The organism is Limnobaculum allomyrinae (genome assembly GCF_016649425.1).
In the GTDB taxonomy this organism is placed as follows: domain Bacteria; phylum Pseudomonadota; class Gammaproteobacteria; order Enterobacterales; family Enterobacteriaceae; genus Limnobaculum; species Limnobaculum allomyrinae.
This window is the reverse complement of the sequence record NZ_JADRCR010000005.1, coordinates 278177-295674: the sequence shown is the minus strand read 5'-3', so window position 1 is coordinate 295674 and position 17498 is coordinate 278177. Positions and strand designations below refer to the sequence as shown.

Annotated in this window: 21 protein-coding genes, 1 tRNA gene and 1 pseudogene; 18 read left to right on the top strand and 5 right to left on the bottom strand. The window is 41.7% G+C overall.

Annotation, left to right across the window (positions count from 1 at the left end; translation table 11 throughout):
* Nucleotides 1–181: 181 nt before the first annotated feature.
* On the top strand, nucleotides 182–907 hold the full coding sequence (locus I2494_RS11850; protein ID WP_218466817.1) for a nucleoside/nucleotide kinase family protein: 726 nt from the start codon (nucleotides 182–184) through the stop codon (nucleotides 905–907).
* A 279-nt stretch (nucleotides 908–1186) separates the two neighbouring features.
* Nucleotides 1187–2605: a sodium:proton antiporter gene (locus tag I2494_RS11845; protein ID WP_218466818.1), complete on the top strand. Its 1419-nt coding sequence runs from the start codon at nucleotides 1187–1189 to the stop codon at nucleotides 2603–2605.
* Nucleotides 2606–2669: 64 nt separating this feature from the next.
* Here I2494_RS11845 and I2494_RS11840 read toward each other — a convergent pair whose 3' ends face one another.
* On the bottom strand, nucleotides 2670–3260 hold the full coding sequence (locus I2494_RS11840; RefSeq protein WP_218466819.1) for a DUF2628 domain-containing protein: 591 nt from the start codon (nucleotides 3258–3260) through the stop codon (nucleotides 2670–2672).
* Between the two features lie 165 nt (nucleotides 3261–3425).
* Nucleotides 3426–4106 carry a MarC family NAAT transporter gene (locus I2494_RS11835; protein WP_218466820.1) on the bottom strand — a complete coding sequence of 227 codons (681 nt, stop codon included), beginning with the start codon at nucleotides 4104–4106 and terminating at the stop codon, nucleotides 3426–3428.
* 345 nt (nucleotides 4107–4451) lie between these two features.
* On the opposite strand from I2494_RS11835, the gene I2494_RS11830 reads away from it, so the two are divergent.
* From I2494_RS11830 to I2494_RS11790, 9 genes are all read left to right on the top strand, one after another.
* Nucleotides 4452–4527, top strand: a tRNA-Phe gene (locus I2494_RS11830).
* A gap of 195 nt (nucleotides 4528–4722) precedes the next feature.
* Nucleotides 4723–5991 (top strand): tyrosine-type recombinase/integrase, encoded by a 1269-nt coding sequence (locus I2494_RS11825; protein WP_218466821.1) that lies wholly within the window; start codon nucleotides 4723–4725, stop codon nucleotides 5989–5991.
* 98 nt (nucleotides 5992–6089) lie between these two features.
* A complete protein-coding gene (locus I2494_RS11820; RefSeq protein WP_218466822.1) occupies nucleotides 6090–6380 on the top strand; it encodes a hypothetical protein in 291 nt (96 codons plus the stop codon).
* Nucleotides 6381–6803: 423 nt separating this feature from the next.
* Nucleotides 6804–7157, top strand: a complete 354-nt coding sequence (locus tag I2494_RS11815; RefSeq protein ID WP_218466823.1) for a hypothetical protein — start codon at nucleotides 6804–6806, stop codon at nucleotides 7155–7157.
* 52 nt (nucleotides 7158–7209) lie between these two features.
* Nucleotides 7210–7524 carry a hypothetical protein gene (locus I2494_RS11810; RefSeq protein ID WP_218466824.1) on the top strand — a complete coding sequence of 105 codons (315 nt, stop codon included), beginning with the start codon at nucleotides 7210–7212 and terminating at the stop codon, nucleotides 7522–7524.
* Nucleotides 7525–7581: 57 nt separating this feature from the next.
* Nucleotides 7582–8409, top strand: a complete 828-nt coding sequence (locus I2494_RS11805; RefSeq protein ID WP_218466825.1) for a hypothetical protein — start codon at nucleotides 7582–7584, stop codon at nucleotides 8407–8409.
* Between the two features lie 11 nt (nucleotides 8410–8420).
* On the top strand, nucleotides 8421–8903 hold the full coding sequence (locus I2494_RS11800) for a DUF4234 domain-containing protein (RefSeq protein WP_218466826.1): 483 nt from the start codon (nucleotides 8421–8423) through the stop codon (nucleotides 8901–8903).
* Nucleotides 8904–8954: 51 nt separating this feature from the next.
* Nucleotides 8955–9302, top strand: a complete 348-nt coding sequence (locus tag I2494_RS11795) for a hypothetical protein (RefSeq protein WP_218466827.1) — start codon at nucleotides 8955–8957, stop codon at nucleotides 9300–9302.
* Nucleotides 9303–9975: 673 nt separating this feature from the next.
* A complete protein-coding gene (locus I2494_RS11790) occupies nucleotides 9976–11556 on the top strand; it encodes a YfjI family protein (protein ID WP_218466828.1) in 1581 nt (526 codons plus the stop codon).
* A 218-nt stretch (nucleotides 11557–11774) separates the two neighbouring features.
* Here I2494_RS11790 and I2494_RS11785 read toward each other — a convergent pair whose 3' ends face one another.
* The 3 genes from I2494_RS11785 to I2494_RS11775 form a co-directional block, all read right to left on the bottom strand.
* On the bottom strand, nucleotides 11775–11954 hold the full coding sequence (locus I2494_RS11785) for a hypothetical protein (RefSeq protein WP_218466829.1): 180 nt from the start codon (nucleotides 11952–11954) through the stop codon (nucleotides 11775–11777).
* On the bottom strand, nucleotides 11938–12153 hold the full coding sequence (locus I2494_RS11780; protein WP_218466830.1) for a helix-turn-helix transcriptional regulator: 216 nt from the start codon (nucleotides 12151–12153) through the stop codon (nucleotides 11938–11940). The genes I2494_RS11785 and I2494_RS11780 overlap by 17 nt, the downstream gene beginning before the upstream one ends.
* Before the next feature lie 158 nt (nucleotides 12154–12311).
* Nucleotides 12312–12935 (bottom strand): inovirus Gp2 family protein, encoded by a 624-nt coding sequence (locus tag I2494_RS11775; protein ID WP_218466831.1) that lies wholly within the window; start codon nucleotides 12933–12935, stop codon nucleotides 12312–12314.
* Between the two features lie 464 nt (nucleotides 12936–13399).
* Between I2494_RS11775 and I2494_RS11770 the strand changes: the two genes are divergently transcribed.
* From I2494_RS11770 to dcm, 7 genes and pseudogenes are all read left to right on the top strand, one after another.
* On the top strand, nucleotides 13400–14218 hold the full coding sequence (locus tag I2494_RS11770; RefSeq protein WP_218466832.1) for a DUF932 domain-containing protein: 819 nt from the start codon (nucleotides 13400–13402) through the stop codon (nucleotides 14216–14218).
* Between the two features lie 57 nt (nucleotides 14219–14275).
* Nucleotides 14276–14749, top strand: a complete 474-nt coding sequence (gene radC / locus I2494_RS11765; RefSeq protein WP_218466833.1) for a RadC family protein — start codon at nucleotides 14276–14278, stop codon at nucleotides 14747–14749.
* A gap of 14 nt (nucleotides 14750–14763) precedes the next feature.
* Complete coding sequence (locus I2494_RS11760) at nucleotides 14764–14985, top strand: DUF987 domain-containing protein (RefSeq protein WP_218466834.1); 222 nt, start codon at nucleotides 14764–14766, stop codon at nucleotides 14983–14985.
* Between the two features lie 24 nt (nucleotides 14986–15009).
* Entirely contained in the window at nucleotides 15010–15360 is a 351-nt protein-coding gene (locus I2494_RS11755; protein ID WP_267081279.1) for a type IV toxin-antitoxin system YeeU family antitoxin, read from the top strand.
* A gap of 24 nt (nucleotides 15361–15384) precedes the next feature.
* Nucleotides 15385–15723, top strand: coding sequence for a TA system toxin CbtA family protein (locus I2494_RS11750; protein WP_218466835.1), 339 nt, complete (start codon nucleotides 15385–15387; stop codon nucleotides 15721–15723).
* Between the two features lie 114 nt (nucleotides 15724–15837).
* A pseudogene (locus I2494_RS11745) lies at nucleotides 15838–16172 on the top strand (DUF4942 domain-containing protein); the annotation flags it as partial.
* Nucleotides 16173–16394: 222 nt separating this feature from the next.
* Entirely contained in the window at nucleotides 16395–17495 is a 1101-nt protein-coding gene (gene dcm / locus I2494_RS11740; protein WP_218466836.1) for a DNA cytosine methyltransferase, read from the top strand.
* Nucleotides 17496–17498 lie beyond the last annotated feature (3 nt).

The following is a 17498-nucleotide window of genomic DNA, read 5'->3' as shown; positions in this document are numbered from 1 at the left end:
TACTGAGCGATATTGCACAAAACCGGCGAACAATCGTATTGCCGGTTTTTTAATGGATGCGAACCATCACAGGCAAACGTACAAAACCTGATATTATTCTGTTTAAGTTTTTCAATCACTCAACAACCAAACCGTGACGACAGATGGTTTTCCGTCACCACAGTATTAAAGGAATATACTGATGAATGTGGAATTGGATATTAATGGCCTTAGCTATATCGCCACATTTCCGGATAAGGATATACGGGATCTTCATCTGCCTTTGCTGCGAATGTTGACTGAATTCCAACGTCGTAAAAAACAGCGGCTAATTGTCTTTCTTGCAGCGCCTCCTGGTATTGGTAAATCAACCCTGACCAGCTTTTGGCAAATCTTGTCTCGTCAGGATATGGCACTAAAAGACCTGCAAGGGCTGCCGATGGATGGCTTCCACCGTTATAACAGCTATCTGGATGAGCATAACCTTCGAGCCCGTAAAGGTGCACCCGAAACCTTTGATTTGGGGCTGCTCAAAGACTACATAGCGACATTACAACAGCCGGAAGCCCGTTGGCCTGCTTATGACCGCAATCTTCACGATCCGCTGCATAATGCCATTGAGGTTACGTCCCCTATTCTGGTGATTGAAGGCAACTGGTTATTGTTGAAAGAACCTGGCTGGCAGGAACTGATTACTCTGTGTGATTACAGTATTTTTATTACCAGCCCAATAGAAAATCTGAAGCAGCGTCTGATTGAACGAAAAATGAAGGGTGGATTAAGCTATCAGGATGCCGAAAATTTCTTTGAAACTTCCGATGCCCTTAACGTCCAACGCGTGTTAAACCATAGCCAAAAAGCGGATATGACGTTAATGATGCTGCCTGATGGTTCTTACACTACGGTTGATATCAACATTCTTGATTGATTAAAATTTGATGAAACATACCACTAACTCGTTGCTTTAGGTGTATAAATAACCGCAGTAACGAGTTGTAAAAAGATAATAGTTAACGGTATATATTGTGCTATTCCAAAGCGTTTATCTTATCAAGTCATATATTTTACAAATCGTTATTACAAACGAACTATCTCCTACACCAGCAAAAACCAGATGCCGTCAGTATTTTGACAGGGGCACCTTATTTTTGCTCAAATACTGAAACGATTTTTCATTTTTATATATTGGTTACCGGAGCAACCGCTAATGTCCCGTCCATTATTATTAAAACTATTATGCCTTTTGTCTGGCTTGATGATACCTGCTACCAGTTTTGCAGCAGATATTGATGGTTCAACATTGAGTCTGGGATGGGGTATTCCATTTGTCGGTATTCTGTTGTCGATTGCACTGTGCCCCTTGCTTATCCCTACTATCTGGCATCATCATTTCGGTAAAATCACCGCGTTATGGTCAGTGCTGTTTCTTATTCCATTTACGATTACTTTCGGTATGGGAACCAGCGTTGGGTTAGTCGCTCATGCCATTCTGGCTGAGTACATTCCTTTTATTATCTTACTGTTCGCCCTGTTTACCGTGTCTGGCGGCATTTTAGTGAAAGGCAATCTGCATGGCTCACCTAAACTAAATACCGCCCTACTGGCCATCGGAGCGATTCTTGCTTCACTGATGGGAACCACCGGTGCAGCAATGCTGTTGATTCGTCCGCTTATCAGAGCAAACGATAACCGTAAGCACCGGGTACATGTGATTATCTTCTTTATATTTTTGGTGGCTAATATTGGTGGAGGGCTCACGCCGCTGGGAGATCCACCACTATTCATCGGCTTTCTGAAAGGTGTCGACTTTTTCTGGACTGCCAAACATATGCTACTACCGGTTTTAATCAGCACGCTGGTCTTGCTGGCGCTGTTCTATCTGGTAGACAGCCACTATTACAAACGTGAAGATGAAATTGAAGCGCGCGATCCTACCCCTGACTCCAAATTACGCCTGTATGGTAAATTTAATTTTATTCTGCTGTTGGCGGTCGTTGGCAGCGTTTTACTCTCCGGCTTCTGGAAATCTGGCGTAGAGTTCATTGTGCTGGGTGTACACATGGAATTGCAAAATATCACACGTGACATTCTGCTACTGGTGATTGCCGCTCTGTCGATGATGATAACCGCTAAACAGGTTCGCTCAGCCAATCAGTTTAGTTGGGAGCCTATACTGGAAGTGGGCAAACTGTTTGCCGGAATCTTCATTACTATCGGCCCGGTATTAGCTATTTTGCGGGCAGGTCAGGATGGACATATGGCCGGCCTGGTTGCCATGGTTTCTGACTCAGAGGGTGCACCAATTAACGCCATGTACTTCTGGCTATCCGGTGCGTTGTCCGGATTCCTGGATAATGCCCCAACCTATCTGGTGTTCTTTAATCTGGCCGCCGGTGACGCCGCAACACTCATGGGGCCATTACAGCAAACGCTGCTGGCAATCTCGATGGGTTCGGTATTTATGGGTGCACTGACCTATATTGGTAATGCGCCAAACTTTATGGTGAAGAGTATTGCCACGCAAAGCGGCATCGCGATGCCAAGCTTTTTCGGCTATATGAAGTGGTCGTTCGGTATTCTGATACCACTGTTCCTGATACTGACAGTGATATTCTTTCTAATCTAAAAATATTGTCACCAATAAAAATGCCGCATAAGCGGCATTTTTATTGTGGCGAAAACGGAATTATTTAAATCCCCATTGCCGACATCGACATCACAATAATGGCGAACAGGATACCAAACGCAACCAGCGCCCCAACCAAATTGGTACCACCTTTAGCTTTCAGTGCCGGGATAATTTCTGATTTTTGAGCAACCGCCAGCGTTTCGGCAATTTTCTTATCCATATGCTGTTTATACAGACGGTTAGCCAGGATACCAGCCCCGACGCCCATGCCGATACTGATAACGTTGGTAATCACCTCGGATATACCCAGCATTGACTGAATGCCCGTCAACAGGAAACCAAGCCCCAGATAAATCGCGGCATACAGATACATTTTGCGATAAATGAACCAGAACACACCGATAAAAAATGCCGCCCAGTTCCAGCTTTTAGGAATGTCACCACCATGGGGAAAGAAGGAGTAGTATTTGCTACCAACAAAGATTTTTGAATATTCCTCTGCTTCAGGGGTAGAGTAAATATCATCGATAGGAAAACTATCGGTAACCGCAGCAGAAACTGCATAAGGATTGACGGATGCCGATTCATCACAAACAACGCACTCTCCGTTGTCGTTGACCGACATATTCCCACACTTTTGACACTTCTCCATGACATCTTCCCGTATTTATCTGAGGTCTGTTTTGTCGTTCCGATCGACAAATATAATTAAAGTGAGCCTATAGTATCGCTCATGAAAGGGGCTTTCAACACGCCTTTCACCGAACAAATAAATTAGTTACTCAGGTAACAAATTATCTCTTTGGGATTGAATCAATTATGTTCCGGGATAAGTTTTAATCAGTTCGAATACACCATTAATCATAAACTGAACGCCCATACATACCAGCAGGAAGCCCATAACCCGGGAGATGGCTTCAATTCCGCTTTTACCGACACCTTTCATAATCAAATCGGAACTACGTAAACAGCCCCACAACACCAGCGATAATATCACTGCCGCTAGCACCACAGCGGTATAGACCATCCATTCACTATAGTTACCTACCTGATGCCAGGTTGATGCTGCAGAAATAACCATCGCAATAGTACCCGGCCCGGCGGTGCTCGGCATAGCAATAGGAACAAAAGCGATGCTTTGCGTCGTCGGTTTCAGTACCTTTGTCTCTTCGCTTTCTGTCTTCTCTGGCTTAGGTGGATGCACCGGAGGAAACAGCATTCTGAAACCGATATAAGCCACAATTAATCCGCCGGCAATACGCAGCCCCGGAATTGAGATACCAAACAATCGCATCACCAACTCACCGCAGAAGAATGAGATAACCAGAATCAAAAACACATAGAATGATGCCATCATAGCCTGACTATGGCGCTCTTCACGGCTCATATCACCGCTCAGACTGAGAAACAGCGCTACCGATGTTAAAGGATTGGTCAATGGAATCAGCAACACCAAACCAAGGCCAATCAAGTGCATAATTTGCAGTACATCATTCATACTTTAGGGAGTTCCATCTTATATCGCGCAGGCCGAATGCCTGTGATGTTTCATTATCATTAGATTAGCGGATATTGAATTAACAGCAATTTACTAATCATGCATTCATCATTCTTAATGATAACTCACCGTTATCATTTGAATTGCGCAGTATACATGCTAATCACAGATTATTATTAGCAACCCGAGCCTGAAACATGTCTGATTTCTCTACTCTGCCGATTTGAAAATTATGAAGTTAATGACAAAACTGATGAAAAAAAAACCAATTAGCCCCGTTTTATAGCCTTACTGGTTTAAAGTATTTGACCTTCGGCACGTAATCCGGTTTAATGTCGCTCCACTGCCCGGATAGCTCAGTCGGTAGAGCAGGGGATTGAAAATCCCCGTGTCCTTGGTTCGATTCCGAGTCCGGGCACCAAATTCATATCAACGGACCTCTACGGAGGTCCGTTTTTGTTTGTATATCCCCAGTAAAATCAATAAACCCCAGCCTGTCCATCTCAACTGAACTCAATCAGCTTCTACCCACATCTACCCCCTTGCGAGGGTACAATTGAGGGTATAGTCTGATTCGATAATATTTGTACCCTCAACATAATGCAGGAAACCCGTCATGGCATTAACCGATGCAAAGATCCGGGCTGCCAAACCGGATGAAAAACCCTACAAACTGGCAGATACTGGCAACATGCATCTGCTGGTTCACCCTAACGGCTCGCGCTACTGGCGGCTACGCTACCGCCATCAGGGAAAAGAGAAAACGCTGGCGCTTGGCCTCTATCCCGATATCTCACTGTCTGAAGCTCGCTCATTGCGCGATGACGCCAGAAAGCTCATCGCACAGGGTATCGATCCCTGTGAACAAAAACGGGCTAAAAAATCGGATTCGGAGGCATCGGATACCTTTGAAACAATCGCCCGTCGGTGGCACGCCAGCAACAAGAAGTGGTCTGAAGCACACCGGGCCAAAGTGCTGACCAGCCTGGAGACACATGTATTTCCTTCTATCGGTTCACGAGATATCAAAACGCTGAAAACCCCCGATCTTCTCGTCCCGGTGAAAGAGGCTGAGGCAAAGGAGATTTATGAAACGGCATCGCGCCTGCAACAACGTATCTCAGCCGTTATGCGATACGCGGCGCAGTCGGGCATGATTGACTATAACCCGGCGATTGATATGGCCGGAGCACTGGCAACCGTTGAACGTGAGCATCGCCCTGCCCTTCCGCTTCATCGCCTGTCAGAACTGATCACCCGCATTGATGTTTACAAAGGGCAACCTCTCACCCGACTGGCTGTAGAATTCACTCTGTTGATATTCATTCGTTCCAGTGAGTTACGCTTCGCCCGCTGGTCTGAGATTGATTTTAAGAAATCCATGTGGGTGATACCGCCTAAACGTGAGCTAATCCCCGGCGTGAAGTTTTCTGAACGTGGCTCAAAGATGAAAACACCGCACATGGTTCCGCTTTCCAGTCAGGCGCTGGAGATCCTGAAACAGATAAAACAAATCAGCGGTGAATATGACCTGATATTCACTGGCGATCGCGATCCGTATAAACCGATGAGTGAAAACACGGTCAATACAGCCTTACGGGTGATGGGATATAACTCGAAAGTTGAGGTCTGCGGTCACGGCTTTCGCACGATGGCCTGTAGCTCTTTGATTGAATCGGGACTGTGGTCGAAAGATGCCGTAGAGCGCCAGATGAGCCATCAGGAGCGTAACGGTGTACGCGCAGCGTATATCCATAAAGCGGAGTTTATCGACGAGCGTAAGCTGATGCTGCAATGGTGGGCCGACTTTCTTGATGCTAACCGGGAGGAAACAATTAGTCCGTTTGATTATGCAAAACTCAATAACCCAATGCAGACCAGATAATTCGTGTAGTACACCAATTACGCACAAGAGGCATCCGTACTTTAACGTCCGGGTGCCTTTTTGCTTTCTAACAAACTGAAATCAAGGAGAATTGTAAAATGACTACGATATGCCCGGAATGCGGTTCTGACCGCGTAAGTGAACGTCATATTGGCAGGAAGACGGGAGGTATTGTCGGCGGAGCGGCTGGCGCTCTCAGTGGCGCAGGGACTGGTGCTGCGATTGGTTCAGTTTTGCCTGTAGTGGGGACAGCGACAGGGGCGGTTATTGGTGCTCTGCTGGGACGGTTTGTCGCCGGGGCAACGGCTGGAGCTGTTACTGGGTCGGTCATGGATGGTGTACTGTTTGACCGGTATGAATGTCGTAACTGCGAGCATACATTTGACTGATTATATTGATGTATTTATCTTTCCATCTCTCAGATAGCATATCTATCACGTTCCTGTTCCCTTCAAATTCTTCTCATTGATTGATCTACTCCACCGATCGGTTTACGTTTTTTAATAGTTATTGCAGATTAATTATTGTTAATTGATCGTTTTTATAAATAGATAGTGTCGATCGATTTCGTAATTTCGATCGGTATTAACAATTTTACACATCTTCATCTTCCTGAAAAAATCACAAAATCTTGCATTCAATCGCGCAGTTACCTGTTGGAAATTTTGAAAATCGCTCAGTGGCTTTCGCAGCAAGATTTCCGTCTGGACTGGGTTAGTAAAGAGAAGGAGTAAATGGAAGACGAAGCAAAAGCAGGTGGCAGCCCCATAGAGTTTTATCCTGGGGATTAGAAAAAACCTATCGGAAGGCTTATGAGTTCTTCTGCTATGACACAAACAGAATTCGGAAAAATTCAATTTTTTAAGGGATTACAAATGAACATTAATTTTGCAGAAAGTATTTACTCCAGAAGGGGGCTTATCGCCTCTATTGCTCTTATCACAGCAATGCTCACTGGTTGCGATTTGCCAGAGAAAAGACAATTTATGACGGGGTGTAAAATTGCAACCCGTAACGGTTCTGTATGTGCTTGCACCTGGGAAAAGATGAGTGCTATTTATCCGCCAAAATTACTAAAAGCGATTGGCGATCAACGAACAGCCCCACCCTCTGACTTTCAGCAAAATATGAGAAATTCTTTACAACAATGTATACGTGAAGAATAACTATGATTGTCGTGAGTAGATACATTTTATTTATAAAAATGAGGCTAACCATATGCATCATACCGCAATAAAGTATTTTATTCTCGCGTTCGTGTTGTCACTGATTATTGTATTATTTAATCTATTTTCAGCGACAGGGAAAATTTATGGCTTTTGGCACGGGGTGAAAATTTTGTTCTGGCTGACGGTTGGCCCTGGTGTTGGAATGCTAATTGGTGCCTTTATTCGGCAGTGGTTAATGCCTGATGCAATATATACCCGCGAAGGTGCCATTGGAATATTCAAAGCCAAAATATTTTGGGCAGTTGGTCCTCAATCTATTGGTTGGCTACTTGGGGCATTGGCAGTTTCAGAGCAATTATATTAGTAGTTTTTATTCGCCTCCTGAGTTCAGGGGGCTTAATTATTTAATAAGGTAGTAGAAATGAATAAATTAAATATTAGTGTTCTGTTTATTTCTGGTGTTTTATTCGCAGGTCCTTCTTTCGCGAATGGAAATTATGACTTGAAATGTACGCTCGATGATGGTGATCAGATGACGGTTAGTCATGTCAGCGATACAGTTTACATCGCATTCCTTGCACCTGGAGATGATCCTGATGAGGGAGGTTCAGTTATTAAATTGGATGTTCCCTCTGGAGGCATTAAAGAAGAGTTATCAGATCCTGATTTAAGATATCCTTACTATACCCTCACAGGGACTGATGGAGAAATTGATGGGAGAGTTGTGGTTAGCTATTACATAAATGCAGATGAAAATAAGGCTATGACTTATTTTTCAAATATTAACAACAAAGGAAAAGAAATTTCCAAACATTATTGCAAATCCGACACAATCAAAATTAGAGATGAATTAACCACAAAAGGAATATTTATTAAAAATTCTCAAACAAACTCTGTAGATAATCAACAACAAATTCAAAAATACAATGCTGATGACGTTATTGATATTAATGTAACAACTTCTAACTGGAGTAATGGAACTGTTGCTACGTATTGGTGGAAATATAACATCACCAGTAAAATAGATGGTTTAAAAATTAATGGGTTTAAAGTTAATCGTGGGAACTGTGGCGTAAAATTAAGTGCAGAAAGTGAGTCAAGAATGGTCATGAAATCCACATTTGATTTTGGGGAAAGTATCTATTTTAATGTTTATACTAATCGAGATTATACAAAATGTCGCCCCTTAGAGGCGAGTGTGGAAACCAATTATGGTAACTTCACATACAATTTTGGCCGAAAAAATTAATAGGGAATAACATGAATCATAGTAATGTAAATATGCTGAAGAATACTATCAATACGAAAATTTCTAATTTTGTGCTTCTGTCTATTGTTACGGGTGGTATCTACCCTATGATGTGGTTGTACCTCAATCAGACAAAGATAACAGAAGAAACAAAGAATGAATTTGTTGCTAAAGACTATCCACTATGGTTTGCAATCGTTACGGGGTTTGGCTGGTTATTATCAGACATTGGTATAGCAATAAGCGACGATATGACTATTTTTGATTATATTGCTAATTTATTATCATTGGCTTCTGCCGTGATGATTATTGTCTGGACGTTTAAAGCAAAAAGTGCATTGCAGACATATGCTTTAAATGAGTTCAAGTTCGAACTGAAAATGAACCCATTCTACACGTTCATTTTTAATATTTATTACATCACCTATTGCATTAACGATATGAATTCGGAGTTACAGAAACATAATATTATTTTCAATCAACAAAAAGACTAATACACCTTTCAACAAAGGAAGATTATGTGGCTTAATTATTTAAGGACATCCATGAAAGAATTTATTAGCATTTTAATATTTGCCATTTCTGGCTTATTTTCTTTTTCTTCTTTTGCCAATCCTGATGATTCATGTAATGCTGAAGATATTATTTTTGATGCCTTCTCGATAGAGGGTGATAAGCATGTCAGCATTTGCTACGTTTATGGAGAAGCCCGTTATATTTTTAGTACAAATTCCAAGCCGGAAATTGTATTAAATGTACCATTGAATGCCATTAAGCTTAGAATAAATAATGATGGGGATCAGTTTGTGACCATTCTTAACGGAAAATATATCTACGAGGCAGGAGAACGTATTCATGGTGGCCCATTTTTTTCAAAAATACAAATATCATAAATTAGTAACCGAGATTAAGTTAACAACGAAGGCATATGAAAACAATATAAAAGAACATATTACACGTCGATCATTATAAATCTCATAACTTGAGTAACCAAGTTAATAAAAAGGGATGGATAACTTCCTCCCTTTTATTTTTTGAATCTGTACTTAATGGTTATGATTTACTTATTTAGATATATCCAATATCAAAAAAGTTATTGTTATAGAGGAAAAATACTTACAGGCTCTGGGCAGTTGTTCATTCAGTGTGATTAAACGTTCTGATAATGATGTTTCAAATTGAAGCGAGATACAGTCCAGTGATTACCACTCGTCACAAAGGTAGAGCGCAGTTTACAGTGACGCGCTATAGCGACTGAAAACGCCCCAAATATTCTCCTGTGTCACTGGCCCAACTGATAAAAAATATAGTGTACGAAGTATTGTTGATGATATTGATTCCGATTAATATCATCGCGTTATCTATAGTAGACCATGTGACCTGCTCCCCGTTGATTAATGCATACAATGATCCTGGTCATGTCTTTTGGTAATGAATCATCAGTGTCTACGTTTACTGTTTAGGATGCCTACAACGGGCAGGTTTCCATCGTTAAAGCATGGTTTCTCTCTTTCTTTTTGTTATCCTGCCCGGAAGATATTGGCAAATTGAGGCAAGCAAAAAGCTATGTTTAATGACAAGATGTCGTACCCATTCAGACCCTGGGGAGAACCACTCGAAGAGGCTGAGAAAATGAGCCTTTCCAGGGAACTGGCAAAGAACACCGGTTATCCTGTTGACTCACTCCCTCCGGTACTGCGTAATGTGATTACTGCATTATGCAGGGACATTAGCGCCCCCATTGAGCTAATTACAGGAACGGTACTCTCCGCTGTATCTCTGGCGTGTCAGGCCTTTATCGAAATTCAGTTTCCTGATGGCAGAATTAAGCCATGTAGCCTGTATAATCTGGTTATTGCCGACTCAGGTGAGAGAAAATCAACAATTTATTCACTGGTCATGAAACCTATTCTTGAGTTTGAAAAAACGGAGAAGAAAAATTACAGCGATGCGCTCCTGATACATAATGCACAAATGCTGATGTGGAACGCCACAAATAAATCTGTTTTAAGAAAACTAACACAAAAAATCGGAAACGGTGAAGATTGTCAGTCTGAACAGGATGAGTTGAAAAAACTTGCGCTTAACCAACCTCCGCCACCAAAAAAAATCAAGCTGATATATACAGACACAACACCTGAAGCGATGCAACGAGGTCTATATGATAATATTCCTACTGCGGGGCTAATGTCAGATGAAGCAAGTGTGTTTTTTGAAGGCCGGGCTAAAAATAATCTTGGATTTCTGAATGAGTTATGGGATGGTGCTCCTGTTGATATTGAGCGTCGTAGCCAAAAGAGTTTTTCAATTGATGATGCTCATTTTACCATGTTGCTTATGGTTCAATACGATGTATTTATCCAGTATTTTAAAAAACACGGAAGAAAAGCGGCTAGTTCTGGTTTTTTATCAAGATTTTTAATTTCATTCATTCCGTCATCAGTAACACCACGGTTGTCGTCTAGTAATATTGCTAACAGTAAAGAATTAGTCTGCTTTCATGAAGAAATAAACATTTTATTATTAAATTTAAAAGAACAACTTCAAAAAGGCAAAAAACCAAAGACGCTCAAACTCACCGCTAATGCTCAAACAGAACTTGAGGCATTTTATCGAAAAATTGAGGATGAAATTTCTACGCATCCTAAAAACAACGCTATTAAAGCATTGCTCATGAAACTGGCAGAGAATGCTTTACGCCTTGCAGGTCTGTTACATTATTTTCAGTATCGTGATGAAGATGAAATATCACGCGATACACTTCTCTGTGCTATATATTTTGCAGGAATTTATGGTAATCAGGCAATGATTTTATTTTCAACTGAACTGGCAACACCAGAACAGGATGCTGAATATGTTTACAACTGGCTGAAGCGAGAGTTATCAAACATAAAAAATATTGGAGGAATCTTTGCCAATATGCCTGATGATTTAGATGATGCTGCCGAAAGTAATCAGAAAGAAATACCTGAGATTGACTTCGTTATAAAATCGCATATGCGAAGAAGCATTAGCAACTCCCATCTGAGGAATAATGGGCGCTTAAATGCAGCTCTAAAATTCCTTGAAGAAGAGGATAGGATATGGATAGATCGACAACGAAACACCAATGGTAGTGTAACTGAAAAGATCTATTTAAAACAATAAATTCAGTATGTTTGTACTTGCTACTCATGCTACGTAGCATGAGTAGCAATATAATCATGATGAAAATAATGCATTTAATATCATTTTAAAACAAAAAATAAAAATATTAGCAACATTAAACAAACATTTATTTTTGAGTAAATTTCAATCAATCAATGGATGATACTGCTCCTCAGATAGACTGATTTCTATATTTCATTTTTCTGAATAAACGGACTTCATTTATTAATGTCTTTTAAACGAGCGGTACGCCACCCTGAGACGTTTTTAATAGCAAGGTGATAACCTTGCCTTCCCAATACATTTAAAGCATCTGAAATGATTACAGGGTGTTTATTATTTTTGTGTTCTTTATGGGCGTATATATCATTATAGAAAATATTACTGCCGTGAGGCATTAATTCGTTCCTGAACCCATTTTTCCACTTCACTTTGCAACCATCGGGAACTTCGACCTAATTTCACAGGTTTAGGGAATTGCCCTTCACTAATCAGCTTGTAAAACCACTTATCTGTCAGTCCAGTAAACTCAGTGATAAATTTCATATCAACCATTTTATCGTTAAGCAGACTAGTGTTGTTATTCCGGGTGTCCATGAGACTGTCTCCATATGAAATATTGAGAGATATGGAGAAGCGTTGACTGTAATGATTAACCGTTGACGCATTCCCCTTCTCAACATCCACATGTCAGTAATAAAATAATTAATGAGGATTAGCCTCCACCTAATCCCGCTGATGACATGATATTGTAATCAGTACTGAGAGCAACCAAAGTTACGTTTACCGTCCGAATAGTCTTTACTGTATTCTTTAGCCAGATAACTTAACCTGTTCATGATAGTTGCATAATCATTCTGGTAAGATAAGCCATACATGTTCAGACGAGCATGACACTTATCAGGAAACTGAATAAGCCGATAATACTGTTGATAGCTCTCCTCTTGATCGAGATGTAATGCCCTTACCCAGGCCTCCATAATCATATATGCCAGGTTGTGACGATATTTACCTTCATGGTCAGGTTTATATGTTCCGGGATAGGCATAAGCTTCTTGATTGAAAAATAAAGCCAGATGATAATGCTTCTTGCCTTTTTTGTTAAATTCTCTTACCCACACATATCTTATCCGACAATGATGAGTTCTTTTCCTGAGAGATATTTTATTTAGCCTATCTGCATTCTTCTGGGATTTCAGTGATTCCATAAAACGCGTTATTAATGTCGAGTCTTTTTCATATGGACTATTTTCTGGCAATCTCAGGTCAATTCTAAGTATCATTGTTCGGTGATATTCTCTGAGTGACTTGTTTAAAGTATCTTTGATTCTTTTTATGTGTTTTATATTTGATGGACCATTACTGCTTAAATTAATCATGCTCTTTCCCTTTTGTTATTACATGTCAATATTATTAGGAAGTGAGTAATATTTTATTACAAGCAACTGGTAATAATATTTAAAATATTGCATAGGTGCTATTTATCCATACTTATTAAGCACTAATTATTGGTTATGCTATATTATTATATTACCAACCCGACATGGGGACGGAAGTAAAAATCAAAAATGCAATAAAAGAAGGAAACGTCTAAAACAACTAATTTATTGTGCAATTACACATGATATTAACTCTGAAGTTAATTAATGAACTTTTATATAGAATAGCGTTCTTTAACACACATAAAAATACAGCTAAATATTATTAAGGTGAATAATCAAGAACGAACTTTATTTATCGAACTCAACTCCAAGCTTGACATCCTACACCAATTGCAGACAGACCATGCTCCTTTACCGGGGCATGGTCTTTTTCTTTTATGTTTTCTAATAAGGAATTATCCATGAGATTAGCCAGTCGCTTTGGTCGCGTGAACCAGATCCGTCGTGACCGCCCATTAACCCATGAAGAACTGATGCACCATGTCCCCAGCGTTTTCAGTGAAAATAAACACGAATCCAGAAGTGACAGATATACCTACATCCCAACAATTACCCTGCTGGATAATCTTCAGCGGGAAGGCTTCCGACCGTTCTTTGCCTGCCAGACCCGTGTTCGGGATGAGAGTAAACGCGAACATACGAAGCACATGCTGCGTTTGCGCCGCGAGGGGCAAATTACGGGTAAACAGGTGCCGGAAATTATCCTGCTGAACAGCCATGATGGTTCCAGTAGCTATCAGATGCTGCCGGGCTTGTTCAGAGCTATTTGTTGCAACGGGCTTGTTTGCGGTGAGTCCTTTGGTGAAGTTCGCGTACCGCATAAAGGTAATGTTGTTGAAAGGGTAATTGAAGGGGCTTATGAGGTGCTCGGTATTTTCGATAAGGTTGAAGAAAAATGCGATGCCATGCAGTCGTTGATGTTACCTCCACCTGCACAACACGCACTGGCTAAAGCGGCACTGACATACCGTTTTGGTGAAGAGCATCAACCTGTTACCGAATCACAGTTACTGGCTCCCCGACGCTGGCAGGATGAATCCGGGGATCTCTGGACAACTTATCAACGTATTCAGGAGAACCTGATTAAGGGCGGCTTATCCGGTCGCTCTGCGCAGGGGAAACGTGCCAGAACTCGTGCCATTAATGGCATCGATAGTGACGTTAAGCTCAATCGCGCTCTGTGGGTAATGGCTGAAAATATGCTGCAACTTGCATCGTAAATCCCTTTGGTTATCCCACTTCATTTGTCGTGGTGTTTTGTTTTCTAAGGAGTCGTCATGTCTGAATTTAATTTAACTTCTGCCTTCCCGATAAATGAACAGCGTATTATTCGCCGCGCAATGCGTCTGCTGGAGAAATACCAGCGTCAACCTGGCGAGCAGTTTATTGCTACCGGCTTTACTAAAAACTGGCTGCAACTACGTCTTGCCCGACAGGAACGGGAAATATTTATGGCGCTATATCTCGATAATAAGAACCGCCTGCTGGAACACGAGACGCTGTTCCTCGGCACGATTAACAATACTGAAGTACATCCCCGCGAGATTGTGAAATCAGCACTGCGCCACAACGCGGCAGCGGTGATCCTCGCACATAACCATCCGTCAGGGGTGACGGATGCCAGCAAAGCAGATCGCACTATTACTGACCGGATCGTAAATGCCCTGGATCTGGTGGAAGTACGGGTAATGGATCATCTCATCATTGGTAATGGCAACTGCCTCTCTTTTGCCGAACGCGGCTGGCTTTAAGGGAGAACAATGCAATGAAGATTATCAGCAAACGTCAGGCAATGGCGATATACCGCCAGCATCCCCGGTCCCGGCTGTTTCGCTTCTGCACGGGTAAATACAAATGGTCAGGCAACATCTGCCACTACCATGGTCGGGAAGTACAGGATATCAGCGGAGTGCTCGCCGTATTCGCGGAGCGCCGTCAGGACCGCAACGGCCCGTATGTCGTATTACGCAGCGTAAGCCTGAATTAATTCACGATTAAGGAGGACTACATTTTGTCGAAGAAAAACACGATAACAACGCATGATATCAGTGAACCCTGGTGGGGACTCAGACGCAACATCTCCCCGTGTTTTGGTGCCCGTCTGGTACAGGAAGATAACAGCCTGCATTACCTGGCTGACCGTGCGAATTTTAGCGGACAGTTCTGCGATGCAGATTTACGCCATCTTGACCAGTCTTTCCCGGTATTGATGAAACAGCTGGAGTTAATGCTCACCAGCGGTGAACTGAATATTCACCATCAGCACTGCGTCACGCTGTATGCCAGAGGACTGACCTGCGAGGCCGATACGCTCGGTTCGCACGGCTACGTTTATATCGTGATTTATCCCACTCAACGTTAATTTCATTTCCCAACGAGAAACTATATGAAAACTCTTCCTGCAAATCAGCGGGTGGCGAAGCCATGCCCGCCGCCAGTTCTTGTCTGGCAAACGCTACTTACACGCCTGCTGGAGCAACACTATGGCCTGACGCTGAACGATACGCCGTTCAGCGATGAAACTGTTATTCAGGAGCACATCAACGCCGGTATTACGCTGGCTGATGCTGTTAACTTTCTGGTGGAAAAGTACGAACTGGTTCGTATCGATCGCGGAGGGTTTAACTGTCAGGAACAGTCACCTTACCTTCGGGCGGTAGATATTTTACGGGCGAGGCAGGCAACCGGCCTGTTGCGACAAAGCCATCATCCTTCGATACGCTGAATCTCGCGAGCCGTCTTCCCGATCTACATTCCCGAACTTACTTCCTCTTTTACTCATTGCATAATGCGCCTGCCATTTACGGCGGGCGTATTTGCTTTTTACGGACAAAATATCATGCAAACAGAAGCTGAGGTTTTAACCGATAATAATGAACTAATTTGCTCGACCAGCATTGAGCGTATCGTGACAGGACGCGATGCTGCGCTGAAACAGATCGAGGCGCTGATTTGTCAGCTCGATGATGTTTCCCGACTCACTTCCGGGATTGGTGGCGATGTCGCTAATCATTGGGCGATGCGGCAGGGCCATTCTTTCGACTGTTGGTTAGTGCAACCTGTTGATAAAGCGATGCCAGTCATCACCCGTAAAATATCTACCGCAGTATCTGGCGCGATTTGATGTTAAAGGCCGAAATGTACGGTTTGATGGAGGACGAAGAACATGATGAGAGACACGGCAGTCTGAATTGAGGCTACAATTTTAAGCTATGCATGATGACTGAACCAATTCGGCGTTTTTTTCGTGTTTTGCGCAACATAAATTTTAAATAAATTCATTTAAATACATAATGTTAAGTTTAATTTAAACTTTTTAAAAACTTGTGTTGTGCGCACAATGTGTTTTGTATATCATGTATAAAAGATCAGGATTAGTTCCAAGAGAAGAACCAAATGACGATTAACATTACACCGGAAATAAAAAGTGAAAAAATCCATCTGCGAATTACTCCCTCACAAAAGGAGATGTGGAAGTCGTTAGCTGAAGCTCAAGGGATAAGTCTTGCCGCTTGGATTGAAAATAAAATATCGACAACCTTAGCGTCAAACAACGATCTTTTTAGAAAAGATAAATATAAGTTAGTTTCTCTTTTCGCTGGTTGCGGCGGAATGGATTTAGGCTTTTGTGGCAATTTTAAAGTACTTGGTAATGAATATAAAAAGACAAAATTTGAAATTATATGGGCCAATGAATTTAACCCTAATGCAGTAAAAACATACAAAAAGAATTTTTCTCACGATATTGTTGAAGGTGATATTTGGGAACTTATCGACTCAACACCTACTGAATGTGATGTCCTTATCGGAGGTTTTCCTTGCCAAGATATTTCTATCAATGGGAAAAGAGCGGGTGTAGATGGAAAGCGTAGCGGTTTATATCTCGCGATGGTGGAAGCAGTAAAACGAGCTCGGCCTAAAATATTTATAGCTGAAAATGTTAAAGGTCTTCTAATGAAATACAACGAAGACTCTTTAAACAGAGTTATCCAAGATTTCAGTAAATTAGGTTATAATGTAAGTTACAAACTTTACAACTCAGCTAATTTTGGCGTTCCCCAAACTAGAGAACGTGTTTTTATTGTAGGAACATTACATGGTAACCCATTGTTTAAAGAGCCAATCGATGTTCTTCACAAAAATGAATGGCTAACATGTCGTGATGCTATTCATGATCTAGAAACATTCGATGAAAACCGCGATATCAGTCATATTTGGAGTAAGGCTAAAAAGAGTCCAGATCAAGGTAGTCGCCGTTTAAATGAAGACAAACCATCGCAAACGATAAGAGCTGAATGCCATGGAAACATCCAATTCCATTATAAATTAGATCGTAGAATATCAATGCGAGAGGCAGCAAGAATACAATCTTTTCCTGATGATTTCGTTTTTGAATCAAATCTTAGAGAAACAGAACGGCAGATAGGTAACGCGGTTCCACCTGTTTTAGCATGGCATCTTGCGCGAGCCGTCGAAGAATATCTTGATCAATTATAACTT